Here is a 20,095-nt window from a genome sequence, read left to right on the forward strand (position 1 = left end):
GGCGACACCACCACCGTGACGCTGGAGCCGGCCTCCCCCGGCGCCGCCGGCTACCGGGGCACCTTCCCGGGTGCGACCGCGCCGGGCGACCATCTGGTGGTCGTCTCGGCCGAGCGGGCCCAGCCGGCGTTCGGACGGAAGCACCTGCTCCACCTGCCGGTCACGCTCGGCGGGACGACCTTCTCCGGTGAGGTCACCGACCAGGGCCTGGACCTGGACGGCGACGGTCGGTACGACCAACTGGTGATCGCGGTCGGCTTGGCGGTCGACCTGGCGGGGGCGTACCGCCTGCGGGGGCGGCTCATCGACAACGCCGGCCGGGTGGTGGGCCTGGCCCGGGCCGAAGACGTGCTGCCGGTCGGGGTGGGGGCTCTGTCGCTGGCCTTCGACGGTGCGGCGATCTTCGCCGGCGGCCACACCGGTCCGTACCATCTGCGGGACATCGTGTTGACGGAGGTCGCCACCGGGCTCGCCCTCGGCACGCTGCCGCCCTACAGCACCGGTCCGTACTCGTACACCCAGTTCCAGCGCCCACCGGCGCTGTTCACCGGCACCGTCACCGATCAGGGGGTGCCGGCCGGGAGCGGCGGCCTGCCGCCGTACGCGGAGCTGGTGGTGACCGTGGGGGTCGATCTCGTGGCGCCGGCCGCGGTCCGCGTCCGGGCGACCCTGACGGACGTCGGCGGCGGGTTCGTGGCGGCGAGCGTCGCGCGGCCGGCGTTGCCCGCCGGACCTGGCGCGCTGGCGTTCCACTTCCGCGCCCCGGACATCTTCGCCGCCGGCCGCGACGGCCCGTTCGAGGTGCGCTTGGTAAGCATGTCCGGCACCACCACCAGCGATGTTCCCGGGCTGCCCGCCGGCAGCTTGGTCGGGTTGCGGGACGCCGGACCGCTGGGGGTGACCGCCGGCTACCGGCTCGCCGACTTCGCGCCGCCCCGGACGTACGCCGTAGGCGGGACCGTCACCGGGCTGGCCGGTACCGGCCTGGCGCTGATGGACAGGGTCACGTTCGCGTCGATCGAACCGGGCAACGGCCCGTTCACCCTGCCCGGACTGCGGGACGCGGGGACCGGCTACGACGTGCGGGTCACCCGGCTGCCGGGCAACCCGCTCCAGCTGTGCACGGTTACCGGCGGCACCGGAACGATCGGCGCCGCCGACGTCACCGACATCGAGGTGAGCTGCGCGACCGTGCCGCCCGGGCCGGACCTGGACCCGACCTTCGGCTACGGCGGCCAGGTGACCGTGCTGCGCGAGCCGCCGGTCGCCATGACCGTGGCGCCGGACGGTGGGATCCTGCTGCTCGGGCCCACCCTGCTGAGCCGGTTCACCCCCGACGGCCGCCCTGATGAGGCGTTCGGCGTGGCGGGTGCGATCCCCATCGACTTCGCCGCCGACGGCGTGTCGGCGGCGCGCGGGCTGGCCGTGCAGCCCGACGGCCGGATCCTGGTCACCGGCTACACCAGGGTCGGCGACCAGTACGACGTCGCGGTGGCACGGTATCTGGGTGACGGCACGCCCGACCCGGACTTCGGCGTCGGCGGTCTGGTCAGCGCCGACTTCGGCGGCGACAGCGACCAGGGGCAGGCGGTGCTCGTCCAGCCGGACGGGCGGATCGTGGTGGCCGGCAACGCCTGGATGGGCTCAGAGCCGCCCGGGAACGACCTGGCCGCCGCCCGGTACGCCCCGGACGGGACGCCAGATCCGGGCTTCGGCACCGGCGGGAAGGTGAGCATCGACGTAGCCGGCCGGACCGACCTGGCAGCAGCCGGGCTGCTCCAGCCGGACGGCCGGGTGGTGGTGATCGGGCGGGTGGCCGACGGCGGCGGCGACGACCCGGACCTGGGACTGGTCCGGTGGACGGTGGACGGGCGACCCGATCCGACGTTCGGCACCGCCGGAGTGGTCCGGACGAACTTCGGCCGGCCGGGGTGGTGGCAGCCCGCGGCCGCGGCGCTGCAGCCCGACGGCCGGATCGTGGTGGTTGGCCGGGGAGACACCGCCGGGGCGTACGCGGTCACCCGCCTCGACCCGGACGGGACGCCGGATCTGAGCTTCGGGGTCGGGGGTGTGGTGACCACCCCGCTCGGGGCAGGCGACGCGACGGCCCGGGCGGTGCTGGTCCAGCCCGACGGTCGGATCGTGGTCGCCGGCTACGCGAACGCCGACCCGATAAGCACCGCCACCGTGCTGCGTTACCTGCCGGACGGCACCGTGGACCCGGACTTCGCCCGGGGTGGCCGGGCCGAACTGGCCTTCTTCGGCGCGGGGGGCCAGGTCGCGTGCCTGGCAGCCGGGCCCGACGGCACCCTGCTGGTGGCCGGCTCCGCGATCAACGTCAACGCCGGCGTGCTGGCCCTGGCCCGCCTGCTGCCGTGATGTCCGGCCCGGCCGCTACGCTCGATCGCGTGGCAGATCCGTTCCGGGTGCGCATCACCGTCCGCGGCTACGAGCTGGACACCCAGGGCCATCTGAACCAGGCCGTCTACCTGCAGTACGCCGAGCACGCCCGGTGGGAGTGCCTGCGGGCGGCCGGCATCTCGCAGGAACGGCTGATCGCCTCCGGGATCGGCCCGGTGGCCCTGGAGGTCACCCTCCGCTACCTGCGGGAGCTGCGCGGCGGTGACGAGGTCGACGTGACCTGCGGGTTCCGCTGGGGTGCGGGCAAGACGTTCCTGATCGACCAGAACTACACGCTGCCGGACGGCACCGAAGTGGCCGCGCTGACCGGCGTGGGCGGTCTGCTCGACCTGTCGGCCCGGCGCCTGGTGCCCGACCCGACCGAGCGGTTTCGCGAGCTGGCCACCGACCCGACACCGCTCGGCCTCCAGGGGCGCGCGGCCGGGCCGGGACACCTCCGGCCCGGAAGCTATCCATCGGAAATGTGATTGCCGGGCAGCGGGGACGGTCGTACGGTGATCGAGCAGGTGGTTCGAGGAAGCGGGGGAGCACGATGTCGTGCGAGTGGGTGAGCCGGGCCGTACGGAGCCTTCCGTTCGGCGGGACGTCGCTGGCCGGCATGGCGCTGAGCTGGGCCGATCGGCGGTCTGAGCGGCCGCGGTGGTGGTGCGCCTGACGCGCGTCCGCCGACCGTGAGCCGTCCGCCCCAATGGGGCCGGGCGGCTTTTTCGTAAAGACGTACGCCAATTGCCGGACCTCGCGGGGGGAAACGGGGGGAACCGGGCCGGGAGGTCGGGTGGGGCAGCCCACTTCCGGTCCGGTTCGCCGGGGCGTCAGCCGGGAGCGGTCAGCACGGCGGCCAGCGTGAGCACGATGCCGAGCGAGTTGGCCAGGCAGTGCAGGGCGATGCCGAGCCGCACGCTGCGGCTACGGACCACCAGGGCCGTCGAGATCAGCTGCAAGATGAAGATCAATACCCAGTTGTACGGCTGCCAGTAGTGCTGCACCGCGAACAGCGCCGCCGACACCGGCACCGCGGTCCAACCGGCCACCGGCAGCCGGGGCAGCAGGTGACCGCGGAAGTACAGCTCCTCGATGGCGGGGTTGAGCAGGCCGTCTACCACGAGCGACACCAGCAGGACGCCGACCAGCAGCGATCGCGGGTGCCCAACGGTCGGGTCGTACCCGGGCAGCGTCCAGTCCGGCCACAGTCCGGTCAACCCGCCGCCGAGCGCCGCCCCGAGTGGCGACCAGGCGATCGCCAGCCCGACGGCCACGGCCAGCAGCACCGGCACGAGCAGCCACCACCGGCGCAGCGGGCACCGGTAGGCGATGACGGCCGGCAGCGCCCGCAGCGACCAGCGGCCGGTCGCCCGGTGCGCGGCGTGCAGCAGCAGGCCCAGCTCGATCGGGCTGAGCACCAGGGCGAACGCGGTCGTCAGGGCGAAGCTCGCGGGCAGGCCCAGGCGGGTCATCAGGGGCGCCAGCGCGAGCGCCGTCCCGAACGTCACCGCGGCCGGTCCGAGATGCAGGGCGATGGTCCGTCCCCAGCCGAACCGCTCCGGACGCGCCGTACCGGCCGGGCGGACATCGACACTGGTCATGAAATCGACGGTACGGGCGGAGCGGCCGGCCGGCCCTCCCGCTGGCCGCCCTCTTCGTGGTCCGGCTGGCCCTACCCGGGGCCGGCTGGCGGCCGGATCAGGCGGGGCGGACGTACGACAGGGCGGCCCGGACCGCGGCGGCCAGGGGGCGACCGGGGTGGTCGATCCAGTTCTGGGTGGCGGCGCGCAGCCCGGCCAGGAAGGTGGCGGCCAGCACCCGGGACCGCAGGTCGGCGTCGGCCCCGCGGCCGAGCCGGGGGATGAGCGCGGCGGCCAGGTCCCGCTCGACCGTGCCGTACATGGCGATCTGCTGGGCGGCCAGCGTGGGATGGCCGTGGATGAGCCGGCGGCGGGCGAGCCAGCCCGGGTCGACCCGGCCGGCGTCGCCGATGAACTCCTCGGCGCTGCGGCGCAGGGCGGTCCAGGCGTCCTCGCCGGCCGGCCGGGCCCGGACCAGTCCGATCAGGCTGCGCAGCCGGACCAGGTCGGCGTGCAGCAGCGCCTCCTCCTTGCTGGCGAAGTAGTTGGAGAAGGTTCGCCGGGACACCTGGGCGGCGTCCGCGATGGCCTCCACGGTCAGCCGGTCCAGCCCCTGCTCGGTGGCGAGCCGCAGCGCCGACTCGTGCAGCGCCTGCCGGGTGGCCGCCTTCTTCCGCTCCCGCAGGCCGGTGCTCTCCGACACGGTCCGGCTCTCCGTCACGGTCCGCAGTCTACGAGCCGAGGTGACGCGCTTCTCATCGAGCAAAGTTGCCCAATGAGCAAGATCTGTGGAAACTTGTATGAGGCAACCAATTGTTTCGAGGAGGCGACGTGGGCACCACCGCTCGCCATGCGCACCTGATCGGCCGGATGGGCGAACTCACCCGGCTCGCCCGGCAGGTCCGCCAGCACCGCACCGAGGAACGGCCGGCCATACCGTCCGGGATGGTGGAGACGCTCGGCCTGATCGGCCAGGTCGTCGACCGGGTTCCCGGCTGCCACGCCAAGGAGCTGGCGGCGGCATCCAGCCTCGACCCGTCGACCGTGAGCCGCGCCGTGGCCGCGCTGGTGGCGGAGGGACTGGTCGAACGCCGGGTCGACCCCGCGGACCGGCGCGCCAGTGTGTTGGCGATCACCGACCGCGGCCGTACGGCCTTGGCCGAGTCGCAGCGCTGGTATGCCGACCTGCTCGACCGCGCCCTCGCGGGCTGGCGACCGGAGGAGATCGACGCCTTCACCCGCGCGCTCGGGCGGTTCAGCGCCGACATCCAGGAAATCCTGAACGTAGAAACCCGTAACCCCGACTTGGAGGCAGCGCGATGAGCGCTCCGACCGCAACCACCACCGCGCAGGGCGCGGAGCCGATGAGCCATCGGCAGACCCTGGAGGCGCTCAGCGGTCTGCTGCTCGTGCTCTTCGTGGCCATGCTCAGCAGCACCGTCGTCTCCACCGCGCTGCCGCGGATCATCGGCGCGCTCAACGGCTCGCAGACCCAGTACACCTGGGTGGTCACGGCCACCCTGCTCACTGCTACCGCCACCACCCCGATCTGGGGCAAGCTCGCCGACCTGTTCAACAAGAAGGCGCTCGTCCAGATCGCCATCGTGGTGTTCGTGCTCGGTTCGGCCATCGCCGGCTTCAGCCAGAGCGCCGGGCAGCTGATCGCCGCCCGCGCCTTCCAGGGCATCGGCGTCGGCGGACTGCAGGCCCTCGTCCAGGTGGCCATCGCCGCGATGATCCCGCCGCGTGAGCGCGGCCGGTACAACGGCTACCTTGGCGGCGTGATGGCCCTGGCCACCGTCGGCGGCCCGCTGCTGGGCGGCCTCATCGTGGACACCTCCTGGCTCGGCTGGCGCTGGTGCTTCTTCGTCGGCGTTCCGGTGGCGATCGTCGCCCTGATCGTGCTGCAGGCCACCCTGCACCTGCCCACCCTCCGCCGGGAGAACGTGAAGATCGACTACCTGGGCGCCTCGCTCATCGCCGCGGGCGTGAGCGTGCTGCTCATCTGGGTCTCCTTCGTCGACAGCTCGTTCGGCTGGATCTCCTGGCAGACCCTGGCCATGGTCGGCGGCTCGCTGGTGCTGCTCGCGCTCGCCGTCTTCGTGGAGTCGCGCGCGGCCGAGCCGGTCGTGCCGTTGAAAATCGTCCGGGAGCGCACCACGGCGCTGGCCATCCTGGCCAGCCTCGCGGTCGGCATGGCCATGTTCGGCGGCGCCGTCTTCCTCGGCCAGTACTTCCAGATCGGCCGCGGCTACAGCCCGACCGAGGCCGGCCTGCTCACCATCCCGCTGATGGGCGGGGTGCTCATCTCCTCCATCGTCGCCGGGCAGCTGATCACCAAGACGGGCCGGATCAAGCCGTACATCATCACCGGCCTGATCGTCCTGGTCGCCGGCTTCGGGCTGCTCAGTACCATCGACCACCAGACGTCGCTGGTCTTCGTGGGCGTGGGCATGTTCCTGGTCGGCATCGGGGTCGGCATGAGCATGCAGAACCTGGTGCTCGCCGTGCAGAACACCGTGGCGCTGCGGGACATCGGCGCGGCCAGCTCGACGGTGGCGTTCTTCCGGTCCCTGGGCGGCGCGGTCGGCGTCTCCGTCCTGGGCGCGGTGCTGGCGCACCGGGTCACCGACCGGATCACCCACGACCTCACCGCGCTGGGCGTACCGGCCTCGGCCTCGAGCTCGGGCGGCAGCACGCTGAACCTCGGCTCGCTGCCGGCGCCGATCCTGAACATCGTGCGGGCCGCGTACGGCGACGCCACCGGGCACATCTTCCTGATCTCGGCCTGCATCGCGGTGTTCGGCCTGGCGGCCGCGCTGCTGCTCAAGCAGGTCACCCTGCGTACCAGCCTGGATCTGCCGGACGCGGGTGCCGGCACCGGCGCGGCGGCCGGGTCCGGGACGGCCGCGGGCGCCGTCGACGGCACGGCCGCGGCCAGCGGTACGCCCGCCACGTCGATCGACGGCACGGCCGGCGGCTCGGCGGCGGATGCGCCGGACCGGGACGGGCGCGGCGCCACGCGGGTCGGCTGACCGATCGAGGTGTCCGCGCCTGCCGAACCGGCACGGCGCGGACACCCTGCCGGATGAGGCCGCCTATCCGGCCTTCGATAACGGCGCCGGCCCGGGATGTGTCTCCGGGTCGGCGCCGTTCGGGAACGCCCGTTCACGCTGGCGGCTCGGGTGTGCTCCCGACCCGCGCTTGCGGCTCATGGGATTGACTGGTATCCATAGATAACCAGCACCGTGCGATATCTGGCATCCGGGCAGCCAGATGAGTCGCACTCTTCCGGCCAGGGCAGCCGGCATGCCGCCAGTGTGGACGTGGTCGCGACATGGCCGTCGCGCCGCTGTCAGCCGTCACGTCGGGGCGTCCGAGCCGTTGCCCGCCGCCCCTGCCTCGGTCGCTGGCCGATGCCGGCATGCGCAGCCGCATCCGCTCACCCGAGGAGTCCCATGAGACCGAGTCATCGGCGGCTCTGGCTCGCTGCCGCCACGACCGTCGCGGTCGGCGCCTACGGAGCCGTCGCCGTGCAGTCCGCGCAGGCGGCCACCGGCTGCCAGGTCAACTATGTGATCAGCTCATCCTGGCCCGGTGGCTTCGGCGCCAACGTCACGATCAACAATCTCGGCGATCCGGTCAACGGCTGGCGACTGTCCTGGAGTTTCGGCGCCGGCCAGACCATCCAGCAGCTGTGGAACGGCTCGTACACCCAGTCCGGTGCGGCCGTGACCGTGACGAACGCTTCGTACAACGGCAGCATCCCCACCGGCGGCAGCACGAACTTCGGGTTCAACGGCTCGTGGAACGGGAGCAACCCCGTACCCGGGTCATTTTCGCTGAACGGCGTGGCCTGCACCGGCGGGGTCACCCCGACCAGCGTGCCGCCCTCCTCGCCGCCGCCCTCCTCGCCGCCGCCGTCGTCCCCGCCGCCGTCGTCCCCGCCCCCGTCCTCCCCGCCGCCGGCAACGGCGCAGGCGTGTGACCTGTACGCGGCCGGGGGCACGCCGTGCGCGACCGCGCACAGCACCACCCGGGCGCTCTTCGCCGCGTACAACGGGCCGCTCTACCAGGTGCAACGATCCTCGGACAAGGCGTACCAGGACATCGGGCTGCTGGCGGCCGGCGGCTACGCCAACGCCGCGACCCAGGACGCGTTCTGCGCGAACACCTCCTGCACGATCACGAAGATCTACGACCAGACGTCCTACCACAACGACCTGCCGGTCTCCTGGGGCGGTCTGTGGAAGGGCAGCGGGCCCAACGGCGCGGACAGCCCCGCGAACGCCAAGGCGTTGCCGCTGACCGCGGGCGGGCATCCGGTGTACGGGATCAAGATCGACCCGGGCATGGGTTACCGGGTCGACAACGCCAAGGGCGCGCCGACCGGGTCACAGCCGGAGGGCGTCTACATGGTGACCTCGTCGAACTACACCAGCGGCGACTGCTGCTTCGACTACGGCGCCGGCGTGAACAACCACACCGACGCCGGCAACGGCACCATGAACGCCGTCTACTGGGGCACGGCCTGCTGGTTCGGCACCTGGGGAAACAACCCCTGCGTCGGCACCGGTCCCTGGGTGGAGGCCGACCTGGAGAACGGCATGTTCCACACCGGTTCGGGCTCGAACAAGGATCCGAACAACTCCGGCATACACCTCCCGTTCGTCAGCGCCTGGCTGAAGGAGAACGGCACCAGCAACTTCACCCTGAAATGGGGCAACGCCACCAGCGGCGGCCTCACCACGCCGTACTCCGGGCCGCTGCCGCCCAACGGCTACTCGCCGATGAAGATCGGTAATTCGATCCTGCTGGGCACCGGGGGCGACAACAGCCCGTACGGCAAGGGCTACTTCTTCGAGGGCGCGGTGACCATCGGCTATCCCACCGACGCCACCGAGAACGCCGTGCAGGCCAACATCACCTCGGTCGGGTACCGCTTCTAGCACCCCGCGGTCCGAACCCCGCGCACGCCGACGCCGCCCGGGCGGAACTCCTGCGGTTCCGCCCGGGCTGGTCGGGTAACCTCAGCCGGGACGGGCCGCTAGCTCAATGGCAGAGCTGTGGACTTTTAATCCATAGGTTCAGGGTTCGAGTCCCTGGCGGCCCACCGAACGGCCCTTGACCAGGTCAAATGCCAACCCAAGATCATTTGCGTACGGGCCGGGCACGCCCCGTTTCTGATCTTGACCCTCGCCGCTGCCGGCACCCTTGACCTCACCCTTGACCTTCCATCGAGGGCTTCTGACACGGTGGGCGAACACATACCGTCCTGGCCATGTGGGGCTACTCGCGACACCATCGCGCCGGACCGCGCCGTCCGGCCTCCATCGTTCTCGCCGTGACCGCCGCCGTCGCCGTGTCCACGGTCACCGGTGGCGGCGCGGCCGCGGCGCCACCCTCCGGTCAGCCCACCGAGCTGTACGTGGTCCAGGTGAAGGGCGCGCCGGTCAGCACCTACTCCGGCGGTGAGGCCGGTCTTGCGGCCACCAGGCCGGCGCCGGGCCGGAAGATCGACCCGAACGCGTCGGGCGTCCGTCGGTACCGCGACCACCTGCGGGCCGAGCGCTCGGCCGTGTTCGCCACGTCCAGGGTGGACCGCTCGCGCACGGTGTACGACTACTACACCGCGTTCAACGGCTTCGCGATCAGGCTGACCGCGACCGAGGCGACGAAGCTGAAGAGCACCCCGGGCGTGGTCAACGTCTGGAAGAACTCGATCGTCTCGGCGCAGACGCTGAGCACCCCCGAGTTCCTGGGGCTGGCCGGCAAGGCCGGTGTCTGGCAGCGGCAGTTCGGCGGCGTCGACCGGGCCGGCGAAGGGGTCATCGTCGGGGTGCTCGACTCCGGCTTCTGGCCGGAGAACCCGAGCTTCGGGCCGATCGCCAGGCCACGCGACCAGCGGACCATCGACGCCAAGTGGCACGGCGCCTGCGACCCGGGCGTCGAGGCGCCGATCACCTGCAACAACAAGGTGATCGGGGCGCGCTGGTACAACGCGGCCGGCCTGTCGCGGGCCAACCCGGGCGAGTTCGACTCGCCGCGCGACTTCTACGGCCACGGATCCCACACGGCGAGCACCGCAGCCGGCAACAACGGCGTGACGGCCACGATCAACGGTTCCGTCGCGGGCAAGGTTTCCGGCATGGCGCCGGCCGCGCGACTGGCCATCTACAAGGTGTTGTACGCCAACGCGGCGGGCGACAAGTCGGTCGGCTCGACGGTGGACATCGTGGCCGCGATCAACCAGGCCGTCGAGGACGGCGTGGACGTGCTGAACTACTCCATCGGCGACGACGCGGACGGCTTCGGCCCCGAGGAACTGGCGTTCCTGAACGCCGCGACCGCCGGCGTGTTCATCGCCGCCTCGGCCGGCAACGCCGGCCCGGACGCCGGCACGGTGGACAACGCGATGCCGTGGCAGACCACGGTGGCCGCGGGCACCCACGACCGCAGCTCGGTCAAGACCCTCACGCTCGGCGACGGCCGCACGTTCGAGGGCGTCGGAGTGGGCCCGGGCGCCGGCCCTGCGCCGCTGGTCGACGGGGCGGCGGCCGGCAGGGCGGGGGTGGATCCGCTGACGGCGGCCCGCTGCGTGAGCGGCGGCAACCTCGATCCGGCGAAGGTCACCGGCAAGATCGTTGTGTGCGTGCGCGGCGTCAACGACCGGGTCGACAAGAGCCGCGCGGTCAAGGAGGCGGGTGGTATCGGGATGGTCCTCTACAACCCGTCCGGCAACTCGCTCAACGCGGACTTCCACTTCGTGCCGTCGATCCACATCAACGACTTCACGGGAGCCGTCAAGGCGTACGCGGCCACGGCCGGCGCCACCGCGACGATCTCGGCCGAGCGGACCGAGAAGGTCGAGGCGCCCGCGGTGGCCGGCTTCTCGTCCCGCGGCCCGTCCCGGTCCAGCGGCGGCGACCTGCTCAAGCCGGACATCATGGCGCCGGGCGTGGACGTGGTGGCCGCCGTCGCGCCGCCGACCTCCTCGGGCAACATGTGGGGCACCAACAGTGGTACGTCGATGGCCTCCCCGCACATCGCCGGCATCGCCGCCCTGCTGATCAGCAAGAACCCGCGCTGGTCGCCCATGGCGGTCAAGTCGGCGCTGATGACCAACGCATCGGTGCTGGACAACGCCGGAAAGCCCATCGGCGACCAGGGCACCGGCGCGGCCGCCACGCCGCTGGACTTCGGCGCCGGCCAGGTCGTCCCGGCCCCGGCGTTCGACCCGGGACTCGTCTACGACTCGGGGCCGGCGCAGTGGCTCCAGTACGCGTGCGGCATCGGCGTACACCTGACGCTGACCGGCGGGCTGGACTCCTGCGACGTGGTCGGCACCCGTGATCCCAGCGACTTCAACTCGCCGTCGCTGGCCGTGGGTGACCTGGCCGGCAAGCAGACCCTGAGCCGCACGGTGACGAACGTGACCGGCCGCTGGTCGGTTTACCTCGCGAAGGTCAAGGCCCCGGCCGGGTTCACCGTGAAGGTGTCGCCGCCGGTGCTGGTGGTGCCGCCGCACAGGTCGGTCGCCTTCAAGGTCACCATCACCCGCACCAGCGCGGCGTTCGACCAGTTCGCGTTCGGCTCGCTGACCTGGCGGGATGGGCGGCACTCGGTGCGCAGCCCGATCGCCGTACGGCCGGTGGCGCTGTCCGCGCCGGCCGAGGTGTCCGGCAGCGGATCCAGCGGCTCCACCAGGCTGGCCGTCACGCCGGGCTTCGGCGGCACCCTGACCGCGACCGGGTACGGACTGGTGCCGGACACGGTACGCGCGACGTCACTCACGCCGACCCCGTCGGCGCCGTTCAACCCGGACGCCCCGGCCGTCAGCCCGCGCACCGGCCGGTTCGACCTCACCGTCCCGGCGGGGACGAAGGTGGCCCGGTTCGCCACCCTCGACGCCGACTACGCCGCCGGGACCGACCTGGACATGTACGTCTACAAGAAGGCGGCCGACGGGTCACTGACCCAGGCCGCGGTGAGCGCCGGCGGCACCGCGGAGGAGTCCGTCACGCTGACCGAGCCCGGTGACTACGCGGTCTTCGTCGACCTGTTCGCATCCCCCGTCGCGGGCGGCGTCTCGACGAAGCTGCACACCTGGCTGGTCGGTGCCGCGAACGCGGGCAACCTGACCGTAACCCCCGCCAGCCAGGCAGCCACCACCGGCGCCGCCGCGACCGTCACGGTGGGCTGGTCCGGTCTGACTACCGGACAGCGCTATCTGGGCGTCGTGGAATACGGCGACGGCAGCCGGGCGGTGGGTCGTACGGTCGTGTCGGTCACCCCGTAGGCCCGCGGGCGAGGTCCCCTTCCGGAGCGCGCGACGTGCTCCGGAAGGGGACTTTTCACGTGCCCGGCTCGGCCGCGTCGTCGGCGACGCAACGTCGGATGAGCTGTCCGCGGTTGCGGACGCCGTACCGGCGGTACAGCCGGGTCAGGTTCGCCTCCACGGCCTTGACCGAGAGGTAGGCGGCCTCGGCGATCTCCCGGTTCGTGGCGCCGGAGCGCACCAGGGCGAGGACCCGTCGCTCGGTCTCGGACAATGGCTGGGCGCCGCCGTCCAGCCGGGCCAGTTCCGCCTCGGCGACCGCCTGCCAGGGGCGGGCGCCGATGCGGGCGTACCGGGTGACGGCCTCGGCCAGGGCGGCGCGGGCCGCGGCCCGGCGATGTGCTCGCCGCTTCAACCCGCCGAGCACGTGCCAGGCGCGGGCCACCTCGTGCGGATGGGGATGGTCGGCGGTGGCCTCGATGGCGGCCGCCAACTCGTCGGCGCCGGCCCGGGCATCCGCCGCGAGCAGCGCGCCGGCGCGGGCCAGGCCGAGCCGCACGACGGACTGCCCGAGCCGCTCGGCCGCGGCCCGGACCTCGGCGAGAATGCGCTCGCCCTCGTCTCGCGCGCCGACGCCGGCAAGCGCCTCGACGAAGTCGGCGTGCCACGGGAACGCGGCCGGGTCGATCCGGCCGAGCCGCTGCTCGATGGCCCAGGCGGCGCGCATCGGCGCCACGGCGGCCGCGGGGTCGCCGGCCAGCAGATGCGCCTGGCCCGCGACCGCGTACGCCACCCGGAGCCAGTCCTCGTCCCCGGCGGCGGCGCAGGCCCGGACGGCCTCGCCAGCCAGCTCGGCGGCGCGCGCCACGGTGCCGGCGAGCAGCTCCACAAGGGCCCCGACCAGCAGGCCGGGTCCGGGGGTGTGCTCGATGTCCAGGACCAACCGCATGTGCTCCCGGCCGGCCGCCAACGCCGCCGACCCGTACCCGGCCCGGCTGTTGATCGACGCCACCGCCCGCAGCACGGTCGCCAGGTCCCGGATGGTGCCGGAGCGGTCGACCGCGGCCCGCAGCTCCTCGATGCGCCGGACCGCCTCGGCCACGTCGCCCTCGAAGGCCAGGCTCATCGCGTACATCTGGCGGGCCCGGACGACCTCGGTGGTTGGCGGCAGGGTCCGGGCCAGTCGATCGGCCCGCTCCAGCAACTCGGGCGCCGACTCGACCTGCGACCGGAACGCCAGCACGTCGACCAGCACCACCGGGTTGCCGCCGGCCTCGGCGTCCGCCTCGGCCCGCTTGAGCTCGGACATGGCCGCCTCGGCGTCGCCGTCGTAGTAGGCCTTCAGCGCCCGATAGACCCGGACCCGACACAGCAACGCCGGGTCCATGCCGGCGTCGGTGTGCGCCGCGTCGAGCAGCGGTCCGGTCGCGGACTGGTCCTGCCCGGCAAGATCCACGAGCAGCAGCCGAGCCCCCACCCGGACCGCGGCGCTGTCCGCCCCGTCGAGCGCCGCGTTGGCCAGCCGGCGCGCGTCGGCGGTGAGTCCGGCGGCGTAGGCGTGCTGCGCGGCCACGTACTGCCGGGTCGCGGCACGACCGACGTCGGCCGGTGGGGTGCGCTCGGCGGCGCGTTCGGTCAGATCGGCCGCGATGGCCGGGGCGCCCCGGCGGCGCGCGACGGTGGCGGCCGCGTCGAGTTGGGCGGCCAGGTCCTCGTCGGTGCCGGTACGGGCCAGCGCCAGATGCCGGGCCCGCTCGACCGGATCGTCGATCCGTGTCGCCAGCCGTTCGTGCGCGGCCGCCCGCGCGGCCGCCGACGCGTCGGCGTAGACCACCTCGCGCAGCAGCGGGTGCGCGAAGCGGACCGCACCGTCCGGCTCCACGGTCACCAGACCCGCGCCGAGCGCCGCGTCCAGCCCCTGGCGGTCGGGGCCGAGCAGCGCCACGGTCGGCCGCGCCGCGGCCGCCACCAGCAGCAGCGCCGAGCCGCTGGATGGCGGCAGGTCGGCCAGCCGCCGGGACAGCAGGGGGCGAAGGCGTTCCGGCACCGGCAGTGGCTCGGTGTACTTGGCCGCACCGCCACGAGCCACGAGCACCCGGCCCAGCTCGACGGCGAGCAGTGGATTGCCCTGGCTGGCCTGGTGCACCCGGGCGATCGTGAGCAACGGCAGCACCGGTCCGAACAGGTCGCGCAGCATGTCCGCCGTGTCGTACTCGGTGAGCGGCGCCAGCGGCAGCTCGTGCACGGGCGGCGGGCAGAGGTCCGCGTGCGCCGGGGCCGCGCCGGGCTCGTCCACCCGCTCGGCGCCGAGCATCCGCACCGGCAGGCCGGCCAGCCGCCGGGCAACGAAACGGAGCACCCCCGCGCTCGGCTCGTCCACCCACTGGAGGTCGTCGACGATCAGCAGGACGGGTCGCTGGGTGGCCAGGTGCCGCAGCACCTCGAGCACCGCGAGCCGGACGGCCAGCTGGTCCTGGGCGTCCGTCGGGACCGCGCCGCGCAGCAGCGCGCCGTCGAATGCCGCGCGCAGGTGGCGAGGCAGGTTGGCCAGTTCCGCACCGTCGACGCGGTCGAACAGATCGACCAGGGTGAGATGCGGTAGCCCGCTCTCCACCTCGGCCGCGGAGGCGCGCAGCACCCGCGCGTCCGATTCGGCGTCGGCGGCGAGCGCGGCGAGCAGGGTCGACTTGCCGATCCCGGCCGGGCCGCAGACGAGCGCGCTGCCACCCTCGGCCAGCCGCTCGCGTACCTGGTCGAGCACCTCGGCCCGCCCCACCGGGGTCACTGTCCGAAGGCGCGCCATCTGGCCGAGTCTGCCCGGCCGGGGCCCTCCCGGCTACCCCCGCACGGTCCTGCTCGGATCAACCCCGCCCGCTCCGCGGCCGATCCATTTCGGCAGCGGGGGAGTCGTTGTGCGCGCGGACGACCGCTGTTATCGTTAACATTGACACATGTATATTGATTAGTTGCTCCGGCATCCCGAGCGGTTCCGGCGGCGACCCAGGAGACCGGTGCCGGCCGGCCAACGTCACGACGAGGCGCGGGTCGGCGCCGAGGGCCGGAGGGACGAGACGTGACGCAAGACCAGAATGGGCCGCTGAGTGGCGAGCGGAGACTGCTGAGCCGCAGGGCCGTCCTGACGACGATGGGGGCCGTGCCGGTCCTCACGGTCGCGGCGTCGGTGCTGGGCGCCACGCAGGCCGCGGCCGCGTCGGCCAGCATCAATCTGTCGGCGTCGAGGCAGTCGATCAAGGGCTTCGGCGGCATGAGCCACGCGATCTGGGCGGGAGACCTGACGGCCGCCCAGCGGGACACGGCGTTCGGCAACGGCGACGGCAAGCTGGGATTCTCCATCCTGCGGATCCCGATCAACGAGAACCAGTCGGACTGGAGCCGTGACCTGGCCACGGCCCAGCGCGCGGTCGCGCTCGGCGCCACCGTCTTCGCGTCGCCGTGGAACCCGCCGGCCAGCATGACCGAGACCGTCAGCGGCCGTAAGCGCCTCAAGTACGGTTCGTACGGCGCGTACGCCCAGCACCTGAACGACTTCAACACGTACATGCGCAACAACGGGGTGAACCTGTACGCCGTGTCGGTGCAGAACGAGCCCGACTACGCGACCGACTGGACGTCGTGGACGGCCACCGAAATCGTCAACTTCCTCAAGCAGAACGCCGGGTCGATCAACACCAGGGTGATCGCGCCCGAGTCCTTCCAGTACGTGAAGTCCATGTCGGACCCGATCCTCAACGATCCCGCGGCGCTCGCCAACGTGGACATCATCGGGGCACACCTCTACGGCACGCCGTACTCGAACTTCCCTTACCCCCTCTTCCAGCAGAAGGGCGCGGGCAAGGAACTCTGGATGACCGAGGTCTACTACCCGAACAGCAACGCCAACTCGGGAGACTCCTGGCCCGAGGCGCTCGACGTGGGGGAGCACATCCACCACGCCATGGTGGACGCCCAGTTCCAGGCGTACGTCTGGTGGTACATCCGGCGCAGCTACGGCCCCATGCGCGAGGACGGTCAGATCAGCAAGCGCGGCGCGATCATGGCGCAGTTCGCCCGGTTCGTCCGCCCCGGGTACCTGCGGATCGACGCGACGGCGAACCCGGCGTCGAACGTGCTCGTCTCGGCGTACAAGGGCGGCGACACCGTCGTCATCGTCGCCGTCAACAAGAACACCTCGTCGGCGAGCCAGCAGTTCACCCTGAACACCACCGCGTCCGGCAGCGTCTCGAACTGGGTGACCGACGGCAGCCGTAACGTCGCGGCCCAGGGCGCGGTCACGATGTCGAACGGCGCCCTCACCGTCACGCTACCCGCCCGCAGCGTGACGACCTTCGTGGCAAACGTGAGCGGCAGCTCGACGCCCAGCCCGTCGGCCAGCGCGTCTGCAAGCGCCTCTGCCAGCGCATCCGCGAGCGCCTCGGCCAGCGCGTCGCCCACCGCCTCGCCCACGCCGAGCCAGACGCCCAGCGCCGGCACCGGTGCCCGGGTCGCCTACACGATGAACACCTGGAGCAACGGCTTCACGGCCAGCATCAGCATCACCAACACCGGCGCCTCGACGATCGACGGCTGGACGCTTACCTTCACCCTGCCCTCCGGCCAGTCCATCACGTCGGGCTGGAACGCCACCTTCTCGCCCGCCAGCGGCCAGGTGAGCGCCCGCAACGTCAGCTACAACGGCACGCTCGCCCCCGGCGCCACGGTCGACATCGGCTTCCAGGCCACCCACACGGGCAACACCGCCGAACCGACCGCCTTCACCCTCAACGGAATACCCTGCACCGTCGTCTGATCGCCGCCATGGCCGCGGATCGAGGGTGGGCGGGCCGCGGTGGTGTGCCGCGGCCCGCCCGGTCCCGGTCCCGGGGGTCGCCTCGGGACGCTGCCGGCGTGGCCGGTCGGCGCATCGCCGACGGCGGCCCGCGCGAACCGCGGCCGGTCAGCCGATGGCGGTCCGCGGCGAGGGAAGTCGCAGTTCGAGTTCGATCGAATCCACTCGCTGATCCGGACCCACCACTATCGGTTCGGGTCTGCCGGTCCAGTAGCCCTGGGCGAGATCCACCGCGCACTTCCGCAGGAACTCGATGGTCTCCTCGTCCTGCACGTGTTCGGCGGCGACCCGGATGCCGAGGGTGTGACACAGCGTTACCAGCATCGACACGATGGCCTGATCCGCCGGGGACCGGCACAGATCGACGACGAACGTTCCATCGATCTTGACCAGGTCCACCGGGAGATACCTCAGATGGGCGAGCGCGTCATAGCCCGTGCCGAAGTCGTCGAGCGCGAGATGGCAGCCAATCTCCCGGATGCCGGTGGCGAAGGCCAGCGCCTCCTTGCGATTCTCGATGAGAGCGGTCTCGGTGATCTCGAACGTCAGGCAGTCCGGCTTCACCCTGTGCCGGCGGATCGCCTCGGTCACGTAGTCCAGCAGTCCGGGGTCGGCGAGCGACCTGCCCGAGATGTTGACCTGGTAGTGCGAGGTCTGGGCGCCGCGGCCGATCAACTCCAGGGCGTGGTCGACGACCCACTTGTCCACGGAGAGGATCTCGCCCACCCGCTCCGCCATGTCGAGAAAGGCCCAGGGCGGGGCCGGCTCTCCGGTCTCGCTGCGAACCCGCAGCAGGATCTCGTGCCGGGTGACCTCGTTGCGGGCCAGGTCAAAGATGGGCTGGGCGAAGAGCGCGAACCTGTTGGCCGAGACCGCGTACCGCACCCGCGAACGGCACCGGTCCGTCCGATCCTCGTCCCGGACCGGTTGGTCGAGAACGACGACCGGAACGCCCGCGCGTCGCGCGTCGCGCGCCGCGTGCTCGGCATCGATCAGGAGGTCGAACGCGGTGGCGCTGGCCCCCTTCTCGAACCGGACCAGGCCCGCCCAGGTGCCGAGGCGTAGGGTCCTGGGCCCGACGCCGAACAGATTGCTCCGGAAGGTTTCGACGACCCGCTCCGCCACGGCCTCGACGGCCGCCGTCTGTTCGTGGGACGGGGTGAGGAGCACCCCCCAGAGGCCGGGGGCGACCAGCCCGCAGGCCACGTCGTCGCCGACGGCGGTGCGCAGGAGTTGGGCGACCGCCGCCGCCAGTTGGTCGTGATCCTCATCGCTGAGCGCGTCGGGCGGCCGGGTCGTGGGCTCGGCCACCACCACGAGGAGCGCCCCGTCGGTCGTTCGGCGCGCGCGGTCGACCTCGTCCGTGAAGTTGCCGCGGGTCTGCGGTCCACCCGGCACGTCCCGCAGGGCCAGGTCGGCGCAGAGCATCTGGTTGCGGGTGGTGAGCCGGCGGCGTTCCTGCCTGGCGAGTTCGACGGCGGTGACGTCTTCGCCTGTGGCGATGATCCCCGACGGTCTGCCCGCGGTGGTGAGGACTTCGAGGTGGCAGTGCACGTGCCGCACGCTGCCGCCGGGCTGGATGACCCGGAAGACCACCTCGCCGGGGCATTCGTCTGCCCAGACCGCCGCGACGGCCGCGCGGACGGTCTGGACGTCCGCGGGGTGGACGAGTTCGACCAGGGTCTCGGGGGTGAGGCGCAGGGTCCCCGGCGGCCGTCCGAAGATCATCGACATCTCGTCCGACCAGGAGAGCCGGCCGGATGCCGCGGCCCGGCCAGCGCCGGCGGTCCAGGTGATCGTGCCGAGCTTCGTCAGCTGCGCGGCGCGGGCGATCCTGATCGCCTCGTCGACCTCCGCGGTCAGCGGATCGACGAGGTCGGTGTCGACAAGGATCTCGTAGCCCTCGGCGAGCGAGCGGTCGTACTGGCTCTGCGCCGCTCGCGCGACCCGGCGCGCGCGGGCCCGTTCCAGCGGGCTGGGCCGGCCGGTCTCGGCCAGGGCCAGGATGTCATCGAGATCCACGGGTGCCTCCCTGCTGCCGACGGACCTCCGAGTCCGTGTAGCCCGCCTCCTCGGCCAGCTCGCGCAGCCGCCTTTTCGCGGCCATCTTGTACGACCGGACGCTGTTGTCGGCCAAGCTGAGGAGCCGGGCGATCTCCTGGTTGGTGAAGCCGGCGCGGGACAGCTGGAACACCTCGGCATGCCGTGACGGGAGCTGATGCAGCCAGGCCTCCAGCGTCGCCCGTGCCTCCCAGGCGTCCGCGATGTCGGAGTGCGTCGCTGGCGGCAGGTCCTCCGGTGCCACCGCGGCCTCCCGCTGACGTCGCTGGCGCTCCTTCCGGAGCTTGTTCCGGGCGGTTGTGATGATCCAGCCGATGGGCGCGTCGTAGCCGCGGATCTTCGGCCACCGCACCCGTCCGTGCAGGTACGCCTCGTTGAGGGCGTCCTCAACCATCGCCTGGTCCGGGCACGCGGCCCGCAGGATCCGCTCCACGATGTGGTAGGTGCCTTCGGTGAAGGCCTCGAATTCCCGATCGTGCTCGGCCTTGCGGCATGCGGCCTCCGCCTCCCGTGCCGTCGTGCCGTCGACCGGCCCCGGAATGCGGGCGGCGGCGCCTCCCACCCCGCTCACGCTGCCTCCCCGGCGCCGTCGCACCGCAACGCGTTACGGAGACCGAGCTCCACCTCGCGGTCCCCATCGCGGTCGCGCTCCACGATCCGCACGACGTCGTGGTCGGTCTCCGCGAGCCGTATCAGCCCGGTCAGCCGGGCCGCGTTGCGCGCTGACGCCTCACGCTCCTCGTGCAATCGCGTCCGGTACGCGAGGTAGGCCCGTAACAACCCGGCCGCCGTTCCGGTGACGGCCACGGCCGAGGCCACCACTCCGTAACCGGACAGCGGCTCCACCAGCGTTCCGTGCATCGTTCCCCCTTGTCGCCCTCAGCTCGCTAACTACTGTCCGTGGCGAGGGGCGGATGTAGGTGTCCG

Annotated in this window: 13 protein-coding genes and 1 tRNA gene; 8 read left to right on the forward strand and 6 right to left on the reverse strand. The window is 72.3% G+C overall.

Annotated elements, in window-relative coordinates:
• The first annotated feature begins 1,269 nt into the window (after positions 1–1,269).
• Together ACFFHU_RS04180 and ACFFHU_RS04185 are read left to right on the forward strand one after the other, a co-directional pair.
• Positions 1,270–2,379 carry an NHL repeat-containing protein gene (locus tag ACFFHU_RS04180; RefSeq protein ID WP_377336065.1) on the forward strand — a complete coding sequence of 370 codons (1,110 nt, stop codon included), beginning with the start codon at positions 1,270–1,272 and terminating at the stop codon, positions 2,377–2,379.
• Between the two features lie 29 nt (positions 2,380–2,408).
• A complete protein-coding gene (locus ACFFHU_RS04185) occupies positions 2,409–2,888 on the forward strand; it encodes an acyl-CoA thioesterase (protein WP_377335798.1) in 480 nt (159 codons plus the stop codon).
• A 345-nt stretch (positions 2,889–3,233) separates the two neighbouring features.
• Here ACFFHU_RS04185 and ACFFHU_RS04190 read toward each other — a convergent pair whose 3' ends face one another.
• On the reverse strand, positions 3,234–4,004 hold the full coding sequence (locus ACFFHU_RS04190; RefSeq protein ID WP_377335799.1) for a CPBP family intramembrane glutamic endopeptidase: 771 nt from the start codon (positions 4,002–4,004) through the stop codon (positions 3,234–3,236).
• A 97-nt stretch (positions 4,005–4,101) separates the two neighbouring features.
• Positions 4,102–4,704 (reverse strand): TetR/AcrR family transcriptional regulator, encoded by a 603-nt coding sequence (locus ACFFHU_RS04195; protein WP_377335801.1) that lies wholly within the window; start codon positions 4,702–4,704, stop codon positions 4,102–4,104.
• A gap of 110 nt (positions 4,705–4,814) precedes the next feature.
• On the opposite strand from ACFFHU_RS04195, the gene ACFFHU_RS04200 reads away from it, so the two are divergent.
• From ACFFHU_RS04200 to ACFFHU_RS04220, 5 genes are all read left to right on the forward strand, one after another.
• Positions 4,815–5,306, forward strand: a complete 492-nt coding sequence (locus tag ACFFHU_RS04200) for a MarR family winged helix-turn-helix transcriptional regulator (RefSeq protein WP_377335803.1) — start codon at positions 4,815–4,817, stop codon at positions 5,304–5,306.
• Positions 5,303–7,018 (forward strand): MDR family MFS transporter, encoded by a 1,716-nt coding sequence (locus ACFFHU_RS04205; protein ID WP_377335805.1) that lies wholly within the window; start codon positions 5,303–5,305, stop codon positions 7,016–7,018. Before ACFFHU_RS04200 ends, ACFFHU_RS04205 begins: the two co-directional genes overlap by 4 nt.
• Positions 7,019–7,441: 423 nt before the next feature.
• On the forward strand, positions 7,442–8,932 hold the full coding sequence (locus ACFFHU_RS04210) for an arabinofuranosidase catalytic domain-containing protein (RefSeq protein ID WP_377335807.1): 1,491 nt from the start codon (positions 7,442–7,444) through the stop codon (positions 8,930–8,932).
• 92 nt (positions 8,933–9,024) lie between these two features.
• Positions 9,025–9,096: transfer RNA gene (locus ACFFHU_RS04215), tRNA-Lys, on the forward strand.
• Positions 9,097–9,327: 231 nt separating this feature from the next.
• Positions 9,328–12,282 (forward strand): S8 family peptidase, encoded by a 2,955-nt coding sequence (locus tag ACFFHU_RS04220; RefSeq protein WP_377335809.1) that lies wholly within the window; start codon positions 9,328–9,330, stop codon positions 12,280–12,282.
• A gap of 55 nt (positions 12,283–12,337) precedes the next feature.
• On the opposite strand, the gene ACFFHU_RS04225 is transcribed toward ACFFHU_RS04220, so the two are convergent.
• Positions 12,338–15,064, reverse strand: coding sequence for an AAA family ATPase (locus ACFFHU_RS04225; protein WP_377335811.1), 2,727 nt, complete (start codon positions 15,062–15,064; stop codon positions 12,338–12,340).
• A gap of 342 nt (positions 15,065–15,406) precedes the next feature.
• Here ACFFHU_RS04225 and xynC point away from each other — a divergent pair, with 342 nt between their 5' ends.
• Entirely contained in the window at positions 15,407–17,068 is a 1,662-nt protein-coding gene (gene xynC / locus ACFFHU_RS04230; RefSeq protein ID WP_377335813.1) for a glucuronoarabinoxylan endo-1,4-beta-xylanase XynC, read from the forward strand.
• A 147-nt stretch (positions 17,069–17,215) separates the two neighbouring features.
• Here the strand turns inward: xynC and ACFFHU_RS04235 are convergent, their stop codons facing one another.
• From ACFFHU_RS04235 to ACFFHU_RS04245, 3 genes are read right to left on the reverse strand one after another with little or no spacing between them, the layout of a single operon-like run.
• On the reverse strand, positions 17,216–19,129 hold the full coding sequence (locus ACFFHU_RS04235) for an EAL domain-containing protein (RefSeq protein ID WP_377335815.1): 1,914 nt from the start codon (positions 19,127–19,129) through the stop codon (positions 17,216–17,218).
• The gene (locus ACFFHU_RS04240; RefSeq protein WP_377335817.1) at positions 19,116–19,739 is read right to left on the reverse strand and encodes an RNA polymerase sigma factor; all 624 of its coding nucleotides are present in this window, start codon (positions 19,737–19,739) and stop codon (positions 19,116–19,118) included. Before ACFFHU_RS04240 ends, ACFFHU_RS04235 begins: the two co-directional genes overlap by 14 nt.
• Positions 19,736–20,029: a hypothetical protein gene (locus ACFFHU_RS04245; protein WP_377335819.1), complete on the reverse strand. Its 294-nt coding sequence runs from the start codon at positions 20,027–20,029 to the stop codon at positions 19,736–19,738. The genes ACFFHU_RS04240 and ACFFHU_RS04245 overlap by 4 nt, the downstream gene beginning before the upstream one ends.
• Positions 20,030–20,095: the final 66 nt, after the last annotated feature.

It is taken from the genome of Plantactinospora siamensis (assembly GCF_042434095.1).
Lineage (GTDB): Bacteria > Actinomycetota > Actinomycetes > Mycobacteriales > Micromonosporaceae > KBS50.